15 protein-coding genes are annotated in these 16,378 nt (G+C 64.0%); 2 read left to right on the top strand and 13 right to left on the bottom strand.

What is annotated here, in order from left to right:
• Positions 1–24 precede the first annotated feature (24 nt).
• Both BDK89_RS02360 and BDK89_RS02355 read right to left on the bottom strand, forming a co-directional pair.
• Positions 25–447, bottom strand: coding sequence for a GlcG/HbpS family heme-binding protein (locus BDK89_RS02360; protein ID WP_133867429.1), 423 nt, complete (start codon positions 445–447; stop codon positions 25–27).
• Positions 444–2,630 carry a malate synthase G gene (locus BDK89_RS02355; RefSeq protein ID WP_133867428.1) on the bottom strand — a complete coding sequence of 729 codons (2,187 nt, stop codon included), beginning with the start codon at positions 2,628–2,630 and terminating at the stop codon, positions 444–446. Before BDK89_RS02355 ends, BDK89_RS02360 begins: the two co-directional genes overlap by 4 nt.
• Before the next feature lie 57 nt (positions 2,631–2,687).
• On the opposite strand from BDK89_RS02355, the gene BDK89_RS02350 reads away from it, so the two are divergent.
• Positions 2,688–3,407 carry a GntR family transcriptional regulator gene (locus tag BDK89_RS02350; RefSeq protein ID WP_133867427.1) on the top strand — a complete coding sequence of 240 codons (720 nt, stop codon included), beginning with the start codon at positions 2,688–2,690 and terminating at the stop codon, positions 3,405–3,407.
• Positions 3,408–3,480: 73 nt separating this feature from the next.
• On the opposite strand, the gene BDK89_RS02345 is transcribed toward BDK89_RS02350, so the two are convergent.
• The 11 genes from BDK89_RS02345 to BDK89_RS02295 all read right to left on the bottom strand — a co-directional run bounded on the left by BDK89_RS02345 (position 3,481) and on the right by BDK89_RS02295 (position 15,303).
• Positions 3,481–4,158 carry an aspartate/glutamate racemase family protein gene (locus BDK89_RS02345; RefSeq protein WP_133867426.1) on the bottom strand — a complete coding sequence of 226 codons (678 nt, stop codon included), beginning with the start codon at positions 4,156–4,158 and terminating at the stop codon, positions 3,481–3,483.
• Positions 4,155–5,483 (bottom strand): four-carbon acid sugar kinase family protein, encoded by a 1,329-nt coding sequence (locus BDK89_RS02340; RefSeq protein WP_243839236.1) that lies wholly within the window; start codon positions 5,481–5,483, stop codon positions 4,155–4,157. The genes BDK89_RS02345 and BDK89_RS02340 overlap by 4 nt, the downstream gene beginning before the upstream one ends.
• Positions 5,483–6,739 carry a ribulose-bisphosphate carboxylase large subunit family protein gene (locus BDK89_RS02335; protein WP_133867424.1) on the bottom strand — a complete coding sequence of 419 codons (1,257 nt, stop codon included), beginning with the start codon at positions 6,737–6,739 and terminating at the stop codon, positions 5,483–5,485. Before BDK89_RS02335 ends, BDK89_RS02340 begins: the two co-directional genes overlap by 1 nt.
• The gene (locus tag BDK89_RS02330) at positions 6,736–7,917 is read right to left on the bottom strand and encodes an MFS transporter (protein ID WP_166657327.1); all 1,182 of its coding nucleotides are present in this window, start codon (positions 7,915–7,917) and stop codon (positions 6,736–6,738) included. The genes BDK89_RS02335 and BDK89_RS02330 overlap by 4 nt, the downstream gene beginning before the upstream one ends.
• A gap of 122 nt (positions 7,918–8,039) precedes the next feature.
• Positions 8,040–9,134, bottom strand: a complete 1,095-nt coding sequence (locus BDK89_RS02325) for an NAD(P)-dependent oxidoreductase (RefSeq protein WP_133867422.1) — start codon at positions 9,132–9,134, stop codon at positions 8,040–8,042.
• Positions 9,131–10,255: an enolase C-terminal domain-like protein gene (locus tag BDK89_RS02320; RefSeq protein WP_133867421.1), complete on the bottom strand. Its 1,125-nt coding sequence runs from the start codon at positions 10,253–10,255 to the stop codon at positions 9,131–9,133. Before BDK89_RS02320 ends, BDK89_RS02325 begins: the two co-directional genes overlap by 4 nt.
• On the bottom strand, positions 10,252–10,755 hold the full coding sequence (locus BDK89_RS02315) for a VOC family protein (protein WP_166657326.1): 504 nt from the start codon (positions 10,753–10,755) through the stop codon (positions 10,252–10,254). The genes BDK89_RS02320 and BDK89_RS02315 overlap by 4 nt, the downstream gene beginning before the upstream one ends.
• A gap of 26 nt (positions 10,756–10,781) precedes the next feature.
• On the bottom strand, positions 10,782–12,035 hold the full coding sequence (locus BDK89_RS02310) for a Gfo/Idh/MocA family protein (protein WP_133867419.1): 1,254 nt from the start codon (positions 12,033–12,035) through the stop codon (positions 10,782–10,784).
• 40 nt (positions 12,036–12,075) lie between these two features.
• Positions 12,076–12,903 carry a carbohydrate ABC transporter permease gene (locus BDK89_RS02305; RefSeq protein ID WP_133867418.1) on the bottom strand — a complete coding sequence of 276 codons (828 nt, stop codon included), beginning with the start codon at positions 12,901–12,903 and terminating at the stop codon, positions 12,076–12,078.
• Positions 12,900–13,646 (bottom strand): carbohydrate ABC transporter permease, encoded by a 747-nt coding sequence (locus tag BDK89_RS02300; protein WP_166657325.1) that lies wholly within the window; start codon positions 13,644–13,646, stop codon positions 12,900–12,902. Before BDK89_RS02300 ends, BDK89_RS02305 begins: the two co-directional genes overlap by 4 nt.
• Before the next feature lie 256 nt (positions 13,647–13,902).
• The gene (locus BDK89_RS02295; RefSeq protein ID WP_166657324.1) at positions 13,903–15,303 is read right to left on the bottom strand and encodes an ABC transporter substrate-binding protein; all 1,401 of its coding nucleotides are present in this window, start codon (positions 15,301–15,303) and stop codon (positions 13,903–13,905) included.
• A gap of 201 nt (positions 15,304–15,504) precedes the next feature.
• Here BDK89_RS02295 and BDK89_RS02290 point away from each other — a divergent pair, with 201 nt between their 5' ends.
• Positions 15,505–16,377 (top strand): NAD(P)-dependent oxidoreductase, encoded by an 873-nt coding sequence (locus BDK89_RS02290; protein WP_133867415.1) that lies wholly within the window; start codon positions 15,505–15,507, stop codon positions 16,375–16,377.
• Position 16,378 lies beyond the last annotated feature (1 nt).

The following is a 16,378-nucleotide window of genomic DNA, read 5'->3' as shown; positions in this document are numbered from 1 at the left end:
AGAGCAGTCGCATGACGGGTCGAACTACAGACCGACCTCGAGACCGGCAGCGCGGATGCCAGCGATGGCGGCGAGTTCGTCATTGTCGGAGGTGTCGCCTGATATACCGATCGCACCAACGGGCGTGTCGCCGTCGACGATCAGCACCCCGCCAGCGACTGGAACGATGGGGCCGAGCGCGCTGGTGAGACCGACGAGGAAGTGTGGGCGCTCGATCGCCATCTCGCCGAGCCGACGAGACGAGACACCGAGTAGTACTGCAGCGCGGGCCTTGCCCACGGCGACGTCGAAGCGGCCGGGGGCCGCTCCGTCCCATCGTTCTGCGGCAACGAGGTGCGCCCCGGCGTCGACGATCGCGATGCAGAGCGGCTGGACCTCGACCGATTGGGCGTGGGAGCGAACTCCTGCGAGTACTGCATCGACGAGAGCTCGAGTGGGCCGACTCACGAGCCCGCCTCCTTCTTGCGTTCGTGGCGGTATCGATGGAGGATCGGTTCCGTGTAGCCGCTCGGCTGACTTCCGCCGGCGACGACGAGTTCGCGTGCTGCCCGGAACGCAACTCCGTCGAGATTCGGCGCCATCGGGCGGTAGGTCGGATCGTCGGCGTTCTGTCGATCGACGAGGGCCGCCACTGCTTGCAACGCATCGTCGACCTCATCGATGGACACCACGCCGTGTGCGAGCCAGTTCGCAACGTGCTGTGATGAGATCCGGCACGTTGCTCGATCCTCCATGAGTCCGACGTCGCCGATGTCGGGTACCTTCGAGCATCCCACGCCTTGGTCGACCCAGCGCACGACGTAGCCAAGGATCCCCTGGAGGTTGTTCCTGAGTTCGGCGAGCCGCTCGTCGTCGCTCCAGTCGGGTCGCGCCACAACCGGCGCAACGAGGAGCGAACCGAGTTCGGCGCGTGCTTGGCATTCGTCGAGCCGACCTGCGAGATCGCGCTGACGCTGTGCAACGTCGACACGGTGATAGTGCGTTGCGTGCAAGGTCGCAGCCGTCGGTGATGGGACCCATGCGCAGCTCGCTCCGGCGAGCGGGTGAGCGATCTTCTGATCCAGCATGTCGGCCATCAGATCTGGCGCCGCCCACATGCCCTTGCCGATCTGCGCTCGCCCGATCAAACCGCACTCGACCCCGGTGCGAATATTCCAGTCTTCGTACGCCGGCAGCCAAGTCGAGGTCTTCATATCCGCCTTGCGCATGACAGGTCCAGCACGCATACAGGTGTGGATCTCGTCGCCGGTACGGTCCAAGAAGCCCGTGTTGATGAAGGCGACCCTGCGCCGGGCGGCCCAGATGCACGCAGAAAGATTCACCGACGTCCGGCGCTCCTCGTCCATGATGCCGAGCTTGACCGTGTTCTCCGGTAGCCCCAGGGCGCGCTCAATGAAGGTGAAGACGTCGACAGCGAACGCAACTTCCTCAGGACCGTGCATCTTGGGTTTGACGACGTAGATGGAACCGGTCGCACTATTCGGGTGGTCGCTCCGCCCCAGGGCATCCTCGCGCGCGCACAACACCGTGACCAGTGCGTCGAGAAGCCCCTCTGGGATCTCCCGCCCGTGCTCATCGACGACTGCCGGGGTCGTCATGAGATGTCCCACGTTGCGCACCATCAACACGGACGTCATTCGCATCGGCAGACTTCCCTGCGCGGTGGTGAGCTGCCGGTCGCCATGGAGGCGACGGGTCGCCGTCCGGCCGGCCTTCGAGACCTCGGCGGTGAGAGTTCGCCGCAGCAGCCCCAGCCAGTTGCGGTAGCCAACGACCTTGTCCTCGCCGTCGACGGCGGCGACGGAGTCCTCGAGGTCGATGATCGTGGTCACCGCTGACTCGAGCCGCACGTCGGACACCCCAGCGCGATCCTCCGCTCCGACGTGGTGAGACCGGTCGATGACGAGCTCGAGCAGCAGGCCATGATGACGAACCACCAGCGTCGAGGGCGCCTCCGGATCCCCGTTCCAGCCCACGAGCTCTGCCGAAGGACTGAGCATCGTTGCCGACCCCATGTCGAGATCGGCGACGAGCTTGCCGTTCCGAACCCTGTAGCCGACAACAGACTGGTGGGATCCTTGGTTCAGCGGTGCCGCCGAGTCGAGGAACTGCTTCGCCCACTCGACCACACGCGCTCCTCGTTGCGGATCATAGGGCCCTGGAGGCGGGGGGTCGCCAAGGACGTCGGTGCCGTACAGCGCGTCATAGAGCGACCCCCATCTCGCATTCGCCGCATTCAGCGCATAGCGAGCGTTGTCGGCTGGAACGACGAGTTGCGGGCCGGCGATGCGGGCGATCTCGTCGTCGACACCATCCGTTTCGATGCTGAACGGATCTGGGGCGGCAACGGAGTAGCCGATCTCCGCCAAGAACGCTGGATCGGGGTCGGTTCCATTTGCGTCGTACCAGTCGTCGATCTGACGCTGCAACTCCTCGCGGCGTTCGAGCAAACGGCGATTGCGAGGTCCGAACTCGCTGGCAAGCGTCTCAAGAGCCGACCAGACGGTTGCTGCGTCCAGGTCAGTGTTCGTAATCACCTCGTTCTCGACGAACTCCACGAGCGTTCGGTCGACCTGCAACGTTCCTCGCTCGACTCGTGAGCCGGTCGACGCAAGATGGAATTCATTCATGACTGTTAACAATGGATCATCGATGATCGAGAGTCAAGTCTTGGCTACGATGTTCCGGTGGCAACGGCGACGGTTCGACATCGGGATCTCGGAAAGGCTGCCGCATTGGCAATTCGTGCCCGGATCCTCTCAGGCGACCTGCAGCCGGGACAGCGGCTCGTCGAATCTCAACTGGCCACTGAACTCGGCACGAGCAGAGGCCCGGTACGAGACGCCCTGACTCATCTGGCAGGTCGCGGCCTGGTGACGATGCAACCACGGCGAGGCTGTTGGGTAACGACGATCACCGTGCGAGACGTCTCTGAGATCTATGCGCTACGTCGCCATCTCGAGTGCGTCGCCCTTCGACACGTGGTCGACGGTCAGGAGCAGGTTGGCCCACTGGTCGCTGCGCTTCGCGGCCGGCTCGACGACATGGAGCAAGCTCAGCGCTGCGAACGACACCTCGACATCGGACTCGCCGACATGGCCCTCCATCGGTCGATCGTCGAAGCCAGTGGATACTCTCGCGTGTTGGAGGCATGGGATCGGGTCGGTGACGAAACCCTGTTGTTGATGACCCAGCTGAGCCTGGCCGACTCGACGCGACACGGCCCATCCGGGGACCACGCCGGCATCGTCGACGCAATCGAGCAGCGCGACTCGGACCTGGCTGTTGGGCTGCTCGAACGCCACCTCTTGAGAGCCGAGGGCGTGATCAACGAGAGCCTCAGGAGCGCACCGCCGTCGCCCATTGGGGCGCTCACCGACGCATCCACGAACCAGCCCAGGGGTTGATCGATCGTCGACGCATGGGTCTGGACATCTGGATGCCATACACCACTGCAGGATCGCCCCTGGTCACTACCGCCTACGGTGCCTCGGTCAACAGGTCTCGGAGCGCTTCGACACCAAGGCGCGGGCTGGTCAGGATCGGAGGCAGGTTGCCGAGCGATTCCAGCAACTCGGCCGACCGCGCCATCGACGCCTGGGAGAGCACCACCACGTCCACCTTGGAAGCGAGATCCTCCAGACCTTGCGAGACGATCAGGTCATGACGCTCCACATCGCCGGACTTGACAGCTTCGTAGGCACCTTCGCACACTCGCTCGTCGACGGTGACGTCAGCGCCAACCGCTGTGGCCTGTTCTCGAATCATGGTAGCCGTCGGCGCGAGCGTTGTCTCGAGCGTGGCGAGTACACCGATGCGAGGGCCGATCGACACTGCACGCGCTGCCATGGCTGCATCGACTCGAAGCGCGGGCACCTCGAGCATTGGCCTCGTCGCGTCCACGGCCGGCCCGATCGACGAGCACGTGACCAGGAGCGCTTCGACACCGAGATCTTCCAGGCAGAACAGGTGCTGTGCGACTCGTCGTCGAGTCCGTGCCGTCAGATGGCCAGCTTCGATCGTGCGCTGGATGAGCGACTCGTCGACGACATTCGCAACTGCGTAGTCAGGGAGGATCTCGGCAAACAACTCGTTGAAGTTCGACGTGAGAAACGCCCCGGTGTGAAGCACCCCGATCGTGCGCGTTGTTTGGTTCATGGTGAGTCCTTCAGCGTTAATGCCGGCGACGTCGTCGGACCGCCTCGTCGCACGAGCTCGAAGTAGTCGTCTGATCCGACCTGTCCGCCTTTGAGCGCGACCGTGAGTCCATCGGTCCCTAAGTGCGCAGACGATGCCAAGCAGAGCGGTCCGCCCGGCTCGACCGATGCAAGGATTCTGAGTGAGTTCAGCCCTAGGTCGCGTACGACCCGACCGCAGGTGTCCCCTCCGCTGACGCACAGTCGGCTGACCTCGATGGAGTCGAGGAATCGACGAACGATGTCGGCCTGCGCGTCGCCGAGTCGAGTTGAGATGTCGGGCCCGCGGGTGCCAGATGAGGAGCGTAATGAGGGGTCGTCGGGCCCAAGAGCCGAATAGTAGATGACGCTATTGCCGCGACTCCACGCAGCTCGACCCAGGTCGAGGAGCGACTCGATGTCGAGGGCGGTTGGCTCCACGCGGATAGTGCAATAGCCGATGGATCGTGCGTACTCGATCTGCGACGCTGTCACCGGCGACGCGCTACCTGACATCACGAGTATCTGATCAACGGGCGGAACGGGCGATGGCAGCGCTGAGGCCCCCGACGCAAGACCGACCGCTCGCTCGACCGCCGACGATCCGACGACGAAGGTCCGGGTCCGACGTGCGAGGTGGAGCAGGACGCGGCCAATGGTGCGGAGGTGGTCGTCGTCGACGGTGTCGAAAACGATGATGTTGCGACCGGAGCGTCGCTCGTCATCGATCGCTTCGAGTGCCACCTCGACGCCGCGTGAGAGCACATCGATGTCGACGGAGCCGACTGTTCTCGCCGTCTGACGTTCGAGGTGCCGTCGCAGGTCCGATTCGTCCATCGGCGTGACGGGATGTCGACTCATCGTGGGATGACGGTCGATCCGGTACATCGCACCGTTCGCTCTCGCGAACAAGTTGCCGTAGACCACCGCTCTGCCAAGTGGTGGGGTGCCTATGACGACGGGCACCACGTCGGCATCGAGGACTTCGATTCCTATCTCGATCGCGGTTCCGATGCTGCCGATCGTTGGAGACGAATCGAAGGTTGAGCAGACCTTGTAGTGGCAGAGGTCTGCTCCAGCATCTCGCAGCGCGGCAAAGGACGAGGGGAGTCGATCCCACATCTGCTCCGGTGACCAGGTCCGAGCCGTCGTGGCGATCCCGACGCTCGCTCTGCGCTCCGTCGGCAGCGAGAGTTCCGTGCCATCGACAAGGAGTTCCGCATCGATTCCACCGAGATAGAGCGACTCCAGCGCGTCCGTCGACCCGGTAAAGTCATCGCCGACGAAGCCGACCCTTGGAACGGCCATCACGACCCGAACCGTTCGAAGGCTCGTCGCAATGCCGGCCGATCGTTCGCGTGCTCCGCCACCGACCGGTCCGCGAGCGCTGCTTCCCAGGCGTCGAGCATGCTTTCGACTCCGGCTGCGGGTCCGTCAGGATGTGCCATGATGCCGCCGCCGGCGACATGGATGAGGTCCGGACCCCCGGCAGCGGCGAGCGTTTCGGTAGCGGTCCCAGCCCACTGCCCTGACGAGAAGACGGGAACGGTCGGTGGGTGACCGCCGAGCGGCTCGATGCAGGATCTGGCGCTCGCTGCGACTGATTCGTTCGATTCGGTGAACTTGTTGTCAATGCCGTTGACGTGGATGTGATCGGCACCAGCGAGCCGCCAGAACTTCTGCATGACGTCGAAGTCGAAGCCGAGAAGTGGGTGACGGGTCAGCGCGCCCCATCCATTGCGGTGAGCATGGATGGGTAGGTCGCTGTGTCTCCTCAGAGCCATCAGGCCGGCGAGTCCGACCGAGAGCACGCTGACCATCACGCAATTCCCGCCATGGTCGACGACGGCGTCGTGATGACGGCGCATGTCGTCGCTGTCACCCGTGAGATTGGCGGCGTACATGACCGATCGACCGCTTCGATCCCGGTGGCGTCGCAGCGCGGCAAGCACGGCCTCCGTTCGGTCGACGAATGGCGAGTAGGGGGGATCTGCGATGAGTTCGTCGTCCTTCACGAAGTCCAGCCCGGCGTCAGCGAGCGTTTCGACCAGTTCGGCTGTCTGTGCCGGGGTGAGACCGACGCTGGGCTTCACGATTGTGCCGATGAGCGGTCGACCGTCGACGCCTGCAAGGCGTCGAGTGCCTTCGATACCGAACTGAGGTCCGGGGCAGTTATCGAGCACCGGGGCCGGAATCTCGACGTCGACCACCCGCACGCCGGACAGCGGCGCGAGCTCGAACAGGTTGCCGCCGATCGTCGTCAGGAGCTGTGGAAGTGAGTCGCCCACGTTCTCGACCGGGTAGGCGATTTCAACTCGCGCTCGTCGATACGGCTCCCCGGGTCGGGCGACGATCGCGCCAGGTAGCGCAGGGCGCTCCGACTCGTCGAGCACCTCGACGTTGAGAACGATCGCTCCGTGTCGCGCGCGAAGGCCGTCGGTCTCGGCCGGCACTCGCACGAACGTTCCAGCAGACTGTTCGCCGGCGAGCGTCTCGGCCGCGTCCTGAGGGTCGGAAGCGGTTTCGATCAGGTAGGTGGTCCGGAAGTGTGTGGTGGCGTTCATGTGCTTGATAGACCCCTCGGTGGCTGATTCGGGCCGAGCGCGAGGGCGAGCGCGAGCAGGGGCACGATGAGCAGGATGAGCAGCGCTGACGCGTATGTGCCGGTTGCGTCCACCAGCAAGGTCATGGCGAGAGGCCCGATGGCGGAGGCGCTGACCATCACCAGCGTGAGCACTCCGGAGATCGCCCCGACGTGAGCGATCCCGAACCAGGCCGGTACGACGGTCACGAACGAGGCCCGCATGGCACCCTGGGTGAGACCCACGAAGAGTGCGAAAGCGACGACGGAGGCGCCTGGTCGAACGACCGTAGCGACCAGCTGGGCGCCGATCAGGGCCAACATGGCGACAGCCGGGAGAAAGCGCACACCCATCCGGTCACTCAGGACACCGAAGGCCAAGCCGGCAATCGATGATCCGATGACCTGAGGGAGGAACAGCGCTGCTGCTTCGCCCTCGGAGAATCCCGCCCGACCCAGCAGGTCGATCTGATGGAAGTTGAACGACGTCACCATGAGGGCCGAAGCACCGACCACCGAGGCCAGCATCCAAAATTGGGCCGTGCGGAGCGCCTCGCGACGGGTGAAGGCTGTTGCGGATTTCGCCGAGCGGCAGACGCGACCAACGTCCTGAACCGGGGTGTCGCGTTCGCGAGCTGCCCCGATATGACGAAGCCCCAGGAGTGCGATCGGTGAGATGGTGACACCGACGACCAATCCGCACAGTAGCCATGCCGTACGCCACCCATACGCGTTGATGAGGAGCGCCAAGACCAAGGGGGAACACGCGATGAGTGCCGAGACGACCGTGGTGTGGATGCCGAGGGCGACGCCACGTCGACGATTGAACGCGACCTGCACGGTGACCGTCGCGACCATCGTGAGCGCCCCCTGGCCGAGGAATCGGATGCCGGCGAATCCGAGCACGAGCCAGACGAAACCGTCGACGTACGACATGTTCATGAGCGCCACACCGAACGCCACGCCGAGGACGGCTTGCGCCTTCCGAACCCCGAAACGGTCCACCAACGATCCGACCGCGGGTTGCAGGACGGCACCGATCAGCGTGCCGATGAGGTAGGCGGTGGCGACACCGGACCGGCTGAGCGCCAGATCGGTCACGATGTGGTCGACGAAAACCGATACGCCGAACGTCTGACCTGGGCCGGTCAGCGCACCCACGATGATCGCGAGGGTGAGAACGAACCACGGCGAACTCGTTGTGGGCAAACGATGTGGAACGTTGGACGTTGGCGGTGGTGGCGCGCCAAGTTCTGGAGACGAGACCAACCGAGGGCCTTGGTTCACGAGTCCGGCGGCGTTCCGGTGCGGTTCGCCACCACGCGAGGTGAGAGGTCGTGACGCGTGCGGTGGCCCCGGAACACCCGCTCGATCTCGTCGACCATCAGTGAGAAGAATCGCATTCGGCCGGCAGCTGTGACGCCTGCGATGTGGGGCGTCAGAAAGACGTTGTGCATCGACCGCACTGGGGAGTCGGCCGGGATCGGCTCCGGGTCGAACACGTCGAGGCACGCGATCACATCGCCCTCACGGAGGCGGTCGATCAGTGCGGAAGTATCGATCACGGCTCCTCGGGATACATTGACGAGCACGGCGCCGGAGCGGAGCATCCCGAGTTCTTTCCTCCCGAGAAGTCCCTTGGTTCCCGGTGTGAGGGGCACGAGGCAGATCACCACATCGCAGCCGGTGAGGACCTGTTCGAGCGATGTCAGGGTGAGGTCGTAAATGTCGGCAATCTCGTTCGGCACATACGGGTCGTGAACGTAGAGATCGACCTGAAACGGTCGAAGTAGCTCGATCAACCTGCGGCCGATGTAGCCGCATCCGATCAGGCCCACCCGTTTCCCGGTCAGCTCGCCGTAGCGATAGACGGGATCCGCCTCCCGTTCCGCTCGGCTCGCGAAGATCTCCTCGCCGGAGATGAGGCGACGGAACAGCGAGCCGGCATTGTTGAGTCCGACGAGCGTCAGCCCGAGGGCCCACTCAGCGACGGGGTAGGACGAGCCGTGGGTCGTGTCGACCACAGCGACGCCTCGTCGGCTCGCCTCTTCGACGTCGATCCGCTGAGCGAATCGGTCACCTTCCAGCTCGCCGATGAGCTTCAGGTGCGGCGCTCGATCCATGACCTCGGCGGTGATCCTCGGCGAGCCATGGCAAACGATCAGCGCATCGAGATCGGTGACGAAGACCTTGAGTTCGTCCAAGTCGTGCGGAGATGCTTCCGGGGGCTTGTCCCAACTCGACTCGAGGTCGCTCTCGAAGAAGCGGAAGTCGGCGAAGGCGTCGAGCTGTGCGAGCGCGTCGTCGCCCAGATAGGCGCTGCGGAGGAGTTCACGTCCGACCAGGCCCACGTTCCAACGGCGATCGGGCTCGTTCATCGCAGTGCCACCGTTCCATCGGCTTTGAGGTGCGCAGTCGGGGGCTTGTCAAGTGGCGGAGTGTTCTTGAGCCCTTCGTGATCGAGCGAGATGCCCAACCCGGGGAGATCGGGGATGACGAAGTACCCGTCCTCGATGCGGGCGACGTTTTCGACGACATCGGACCACGGCGATCCGTCTTGGGCGCGGTGCTCTTGCGCATCCCAGTTGGGTGTGCACGCGCCGAGTTGAACTTGAGACGCGGTGGCGACCGGTCCGGACGGGACCGCGTGCGGGGCGATTGCGGCGTGATGCGCCTCTGCAATGGCACAGATCTTGCGCACATGGGTGATACCCCCGGCGACGCCGACATCGGGGCGGACAAAGGCGACACGTGCGTGTTCGAGGTACTCGCGAAACTCCCAGATCGATGTGTTGCGTTCACCTGCCGCCATCGGAACGGACACCTTCGATGCCACCTCGGCGAATGACATCACGCTGTCGGGCGCACACGGATCCTCGACAAAATATGGTCGCATTGAAGCCAGTTCGTTGATCAGGAGCGGCGAGTCGCCCGGGGACAAGTTGCGATGCAGCTCGATGGCGATGTCGACGTCCCATCCGACAGCGTCTCGAACTGCCCGGGCTCGGCGTACGAGGTCGTCGATCCGGGCGCCGTATCGCAGGTCGTGATGTTCGTCTTGGAACAGCAGCACCTTGATGGCGCTGAAGCCGGCTCGGACGGCTGCCGTAGCGTGCTCGGCGACCTCCTCGACGGTGCCCGTCGGAAGGACGGGCATGGCTCGGACGCCGTCACGGACCTGCCCGCCGAGCAGCTGCCAGACCGGCGCTTCGAAGTATTTTCCGCGTATGTCCCACAGCGCCTGGTCGATCGCGCTGATCGCGCCCATGATGGCCATGCCGCGCATGGACTTGGCTCGATAGGCCGAAAGCCAGTGGTGCTCAGCGCGCATCGGATCGGTGCCGAGCAGCGAACGGCCGAAAGCGTCGGCGATCGACGCTGCAGCCTCGGGAAAGCCGAAGAACGTCGACTCGCCAACGCCGACTATTCCCGTGTCTGTGGTGACTTCGACGAAGGTCCAGTTGTGCGCAACGTAGGTCTCGATGTGCTCGATCCTCACGGGTTGCCCCCCGGCTCGGCGGGATACACGAAGTCGGGTGGGATCCGAACTTTCGGCGCCTCGATCACCTCGATGATCGTTCCGACAGGCTCATCGGTCTCGAAGTAGGCGAACGCCCCATCGCCTTCGGCGCCGAACCCACGGGCTCCTTGCACATACCGAAACCCGGAGTCGGTGAGCGACTGCATAGCGGCAGGGTGGTCATCGACGAAGATGCCAAGGTGGTGCTGCCCCTCGCCACAGACGTCGAGATGGTCGGAGAAGATGCTCGGTCCGTAGAGGGGCTGCACCAACTCGAGCTGCGTCTCACCCGACCAGGCCAATGCGTGTCGGATCGCGAACTCGACTGGTTCCCCGTGATACGTCATGTCCTTGAGCCGGGGCGGTTCAAGTACGTAGGAGGTCCAAGGGCCAACTCCCAGGCGGTTCCAATAGGCGCGTACGGCTTGGTCGAGGTCCCGGACGACCATCGCGACTTGCTTGATCGGGAAGCCTGCCACATGGGCCACCTGGCCAGTAGGAGAAGTCATGACCGGCCGCCGACAGGCTCAAGCCCTAGTGCAAGGTCGATCTCGTCTTGGTATGAGTGCACCGCACCAGAGCGGACCTCGTCGTAGGTCACAGCGCGGCCGAGGACACCCGACTCCAGAACGGCAAGTACTGCGGCCACCGCGGCCGTGCCGAGCTCGCCGTCGACCTCGGGCGACCGATTTTCGATCACCGCAGAACCGAAGTCCGCAAGCTCGACCGCGACGTGCGCAGCGTCGATCCATTCGAACGGGCGGTCGTACACCGTCGATTGGAAGAGTCGCTGGGTGAGCGGGTCGAGCTCGAAGCCGATCAGCTCGGCCAGATCGTCGCCCTGGATGCTGCCATCGCGAAACGTGACCTCGACGGCGAGGCCGCTGCGATCGCGGGGGATGCGCATGACGCCGTCGCGTCCGTAGACGGTCCGGCTGCCGAGCTTCTCGGGTCCAGATGCGATGTTGACGCATTGAGCCATGACACCTGACTGCATCTGGAACATGGCGATGATGGAGTCCTCGCCTGTTGCTTCGACGGTTTCGGGCATTCCTGCGTGACGGGCGTGATACGACGCGAGGTCCATTTCGGGCGCCTCCCGTCTGCGCCGAACCGGCTCGGCGATCAATCCGGCACCGAAGGCGGTCTCGAAGGGTCCGAGTAGATACTGAACGATGTCGGTGTAGTGGACCGCCATATCCAGGCCGATGGCTCCTCGTTCTTTGAGGTGACGCCAGGGCGTGATGATGATGCCGTCGTCACCTCCGACGTGGAACTCGACGAAGAGGTGGATATCGCCGAGGATTCCGGAGTCGAGGACTGCCCGCGCCAGACGATTCGCAGGACCCCGGCGATAGTTCTCGGCAACCCCGAGCACGGCCCCCGATCGCTGTGCAGCGTCCAGGATCACCTGACAGTTCTGAACGGTGATACCGAGCGGCTTCTCGCAGAGAAGGTGTCGGCCGGCCTCGAGGATGGGGACGGCGACACGGTGATGGCTGCTCGCGTCGGTCACGATGTCGAAGGCATCAATGCCGTCGTCGTTCAGTGCTTCGTCGACGGAGGCATAGACCTTGGGGCGATGCCCGAGCGTGCTTTCGGCGATACCTGCGATCCGCACCGCCGCCGCCTCGTCGAGATCGCAGACCGCTGCGAGGCCAACGTGCTCGATGCCATGCTCGCGCAGCGCTCCGAAACCGCGGACATGCCGCTCCCCCATGCCGCCGCAACCGACGAGGCACATTTGTACGTTCTCCATGGTTCTCCCTAATTCGCCCCGGCAGCGGGACGAGATGGATCTAGTCGAGTCCGGTACCGCTGAGTCCCTGGACGAAGTAGCGCTGGGCGAAGAGAAACGCGATCAAGACGGGGACCGTCGAGACCAGCAGCGCCGCCATAGCGATGTTGGGTGGCACGATCGTCCCTTCGCTCGCGAGTGGCGCTATGGCAAGCGGCAGGACTCGAAGGTTCGGGCGGGTGGCGACAACGAGGGGCCACACATACATGTTCCAAGCATTGAGGAAGGTCACGGCGCAGTACGCAGCTGATGCAGGCCCACTCAAGGGCACAGCGATCTTCCAGAAGATCTTCCACCATCCTGCTCCGTCGAGACGGGCGGCCTCGATCAACCCGTCCGGAAGCTTGATGAAGAACTGCCGAAACAGCAGCGTGCCGAATGCAGCGTGGCCCACGATCGGGAGGATCATGCCTGGATAGGTATTCAGCAGGTTCATCTCTCGCACCACGATGTACATAGGAATCAGCTGCACTTGACCTGGGATGAACATGGATGCGGCGACGACAGCAATGATGGTCCCGCCACCACGGAACCTCATTTTTGCCAGCGCGAATCCGGCAGCGATGGTCAGCAACCATTGGATCGCGACGACCGAGCCGCTGAAGATGAGCGAGTTGACGATCGTTCGAACGCCCACGAGGTCGATGGCATCGGCGACATTGCTCCACTGTGGTGGCGTAGGAACGAAGACCGGCGGGAAGGAGTAGATCTCCTCGGTCGACTTGAATGCACTCGAGGCCAGCCACAACAGCGGAATCGCCATGACGATGCCGCCGAGGAGCACGACCGCAAGGTGCACGCTGTTTCGGGTTCGGTTGCGGACGCTCACTTGACAAGCCTCCTGCCGATGGCAAGGACGGCGCCCAAGGTTCCGAAGACGGCGACGAAGTTGAACACGGCGAGCGCGCTCGCATACCCGACTTGGAGCTGGTTGAAGGCGGTGTCGTACATGTAGTAGATCAACGTGTTCGTGCTGTCGAGCGGCCCGCCTTGCGTCAGGGAGGCGATGAGATCGAACGATCCAAAAGCCAACCCGAGGACGGTCACGAGCGACACGAGCGCAGTCGTGGGGCGCACCATCGGCCAGATCACGTGCCACAGCATGGCGACGAAGCCGGCGCCGTCGATTCGTGCCGCTTCGAGCACGGTGCTGGGGATGCCCTGGAGCGCCGCGAGGTAAAGCATCGTGCTGAGCGGAATCGCCAGCCAGACGAGGACCATGGCGATCGCTGGGAGCGCCCAGCGCGTCGAACTCAGCCATGGCGGGCCGTCGATCCCGATCAGGCTGAGTAGCCAGTTCAAGAGTCCACGATTGGGCTCGTAGATGAAGCGCCACAACACACCGCTGGCGACCAGCGAGATGACGATCGGCATGTAGTAGAGGGTGCGGATGTACCGAATGCCACGGAACTTCGCGTTCAACAGTGTCGCTGCGACGAGACCGATCACGATCGTCGGGAGCAGCCCGAAGAGAATCAGGAGGGCCGTGATCCACAGCGCATGTCGAGCCTCACCGTCGTCGAGAAGCCTGCGATAGTTCTCCAAGCCCACGAACTCCGGGGATGAGATCAAGTCCCATTCGTAGAAGCTCAACCCGACACCGACGACAACCGGAAGCAGCGTGAAGACGGTGAAGAGAGTGAGATTCGGCAGCAGAAAGGCCAGGGCAGGCCATCGATCGGGTGACCGACCGCGAGCAGATCGTCGGTGGCTGACTTCGGATCCGTCGGCGGTGAACCCGGGTGGGGGACTCCCGGATTCACCGTCGGCGGCCAGCGGCACCGTGGGGGCGGGTGAGTGAGCGATGACGCGTCCTCCGAAGCTCTCGTCAGCCTTCGGCGTTCGCTTCGTCGAGCGCCTGCTGGGCGGTTTGGTTGGCTTCTGCAAACGCATCTTCGTAGCTTGCACCAGCCAGCAGGATCGAGTCGATTGCGGTGTTCACCGCGTCGTTGTACGACGACCATGCCGTGTACGGCAAACGGGGATTGGGCTGACCGGTCTCGATGGCCTCGACGAATACGTCGACGTTCCCAGGCGGCGCCGGCAGGTCTCGCCAGGTGGGGCTGTCGAACAGCGACGGAACCGCAGGCACCACCGCGTAGGTCTCGGTGAGGACCGGGACGCCGCCATCCTCGGAGAAGAACCATTCGAGGAACGCCCAGGCGAGGTCGGGATTGCTCGCGGCCTGCGTCATGCCGATTCCAATGCTGCCTGATCCGCTCTTGCGCACTCCGTCGACCGTTGGTGCCGGCGCAACATCCCAGTTGAAGGACGCGCCTGCTCGCACGGCCGGAACGTTTGCGCGGACGCCAGTAAACATGGACGCCCGTTGCTGGATAAAGGCATCGTCGTACCGAATCGTGGCCATCTCTTCCCGCGGAACGAACGGCCCGTCCTTCATCGGCTCGAGCATCATTCGGAAGGCCTCGATCGCCTCAGGCGAATCGAGGCGCGCCTCCGTATAGTCGTCGCTTGCAATGCTGCCACCGAGAGCGACCGTCATCGCGTTGTAGCGTGGCGAGAAGTCCGCTCGCTCGTAGGCGCCCCACCGTTCGTCAGTAGAGAGCGCCTCCGCTGCCGCCACGAAGTCCTCGTACGTCCAGTCATCTGCTGGATAGTCGAGTCCGACCTCGTCGAAGTGGTCCTTGTTGTAGAAGACGACGACTGCGTCTGCGCTTTGCGGCAGGGAAATGATCTCGCCTTCGTGCGCCCCCGTCTTCGGAATGAAGGCGTCCAGGAAGTTCGGGGCGAAGTAGTCGACATCGAGGACTTCGCTGCTCTCCAGGTACGGCCGAAGGTCGGCAGTGATTTCTGCCTCGGCAAGCACCGACACGTACTGATCACCGGTCATGATGAGGTCGGGAAGATCCTCGCCCAACCGAGCCGTCACCAAGCGCTGAATGTACTCAGGCGGCGGCGCCGGGAGCTGCTCGAGTTCGATGTTCACGTCCGGGTGGGCCGCCTCGAACGCATCGACCATCGTCTGCGCCGGCCCCGCAAGATTCTCGCGGACCGCCCACCGCAGCTCCCCGCTCAACGCTTCGGAACCTGCGGGCTCCTCGGCAGGCTGATCCGTATCCGGTTCGGTGCCCGACGGTGCCTCGGTGTCTGCCGGCGCGTCAGCGGGCTCGGCCGGTGCGCTGTCTGCGTTGTCGGAATCCGCCTCGTCGGCGTCGTCGCCGCCACAGGCGCTGAGCGCCAACCCCGCAACCACAGCGATAGCTGCCAAGCGAGACCGTCGACGTGTAGTCGCAATCATGATCGGGCTTCCCCTCTCCCCTCGAGAGCCGTTCATCGCGACAGGCATCTGTACCCGTCTTTAATCTTTCATCGATGATCGGTCACCGATTAAGTTAACATCGGCGCCGGGCGACCGCAAGCCCGTTCCTGTAACCCACGCCGGTCGCGGCACGACAAACCAAGGAGAGCTATGGCACACGTTGCGTTCATCGGACTCGGAGTGATGGGCGGCCCGATGGCCGGCCATCTCGTCCGAGCCGGACACGAAGTCACCGTTTTCAATCGCACCACCGAAAAGGCCGACGCCTGGGTGGCGGAGTTCGGGCACCGACGAGAGCTCACTCCGGCGGCGGCATCGGAGTCTGCCGACTTGGTGATGATGTGTGTCGGCAACGACAACGACGTGCGAGAGGTGGCCCTCGGACCTGAAGGAGTGCTGTCGACGATGAAAGATGGCGCCGTGCTCGTCGATCACACGACAGCGTCGGCCTCCGTCGCTCGCGAACTGTCCGATGCGGCCACGGCAGCTTCGATCGGTTTCGTCGACGCACCGGTGTCGGGCGGGCAAGCCGGCGCTGAGGCGGGAATTCTGACCGTCATGTGCGGTGCAGACGATCGCAGCTCTTTCGAGGCAGCTCGGCCGATAATTGCGTCCTATGCACGCGAGTGTCGCCTCCTTGGTCCGTCGGGGGCTGGCCAGACGACGAAGATGGTCAATCAGATCTGCATCGCCGGTCTGCTGCAGGGGCTCAGTGAGGGCATCGCGTTCGCACAGCGAGCGGGTCTCGACGTCGACGAGGTCGTCGCCGTCATCGGTAAGGGTGCAGCCGCAAGCTGGCAGATGGAGAATCGCGCGGCCACAATGGCGGCACGTGAGTTCGACTTCGGATTCGCGGTCGAGTGGATGCGCAAGGATCTCGCGATCTGCCTCACCGAGGCCGACCGGCTCGGTGCGAGACTCCCGGTCACGGCGCTCGTGAACCAGTTCTATCAAGACGTTCTTGGAGCTGGCGGCAAGCGGTGGGACACGAGTTCCCTCATCACGCGACTGGATGATCGATAGT

It is taken from the genome of Ilumatobacter fluminis, assembly GCF_004364865.1.
Lineage (GTDB): Bacteria > Actinomycetota > Acidimicrobiia > Acidimicrobiales > Ilumatobacteraceae > Ilumatobacter > Ilumatobacter fluminis.
Note: the sequence above shows the minus strand (reverse complement) of the source record. Positions and strands in the feature narration are given on the sequence as shown.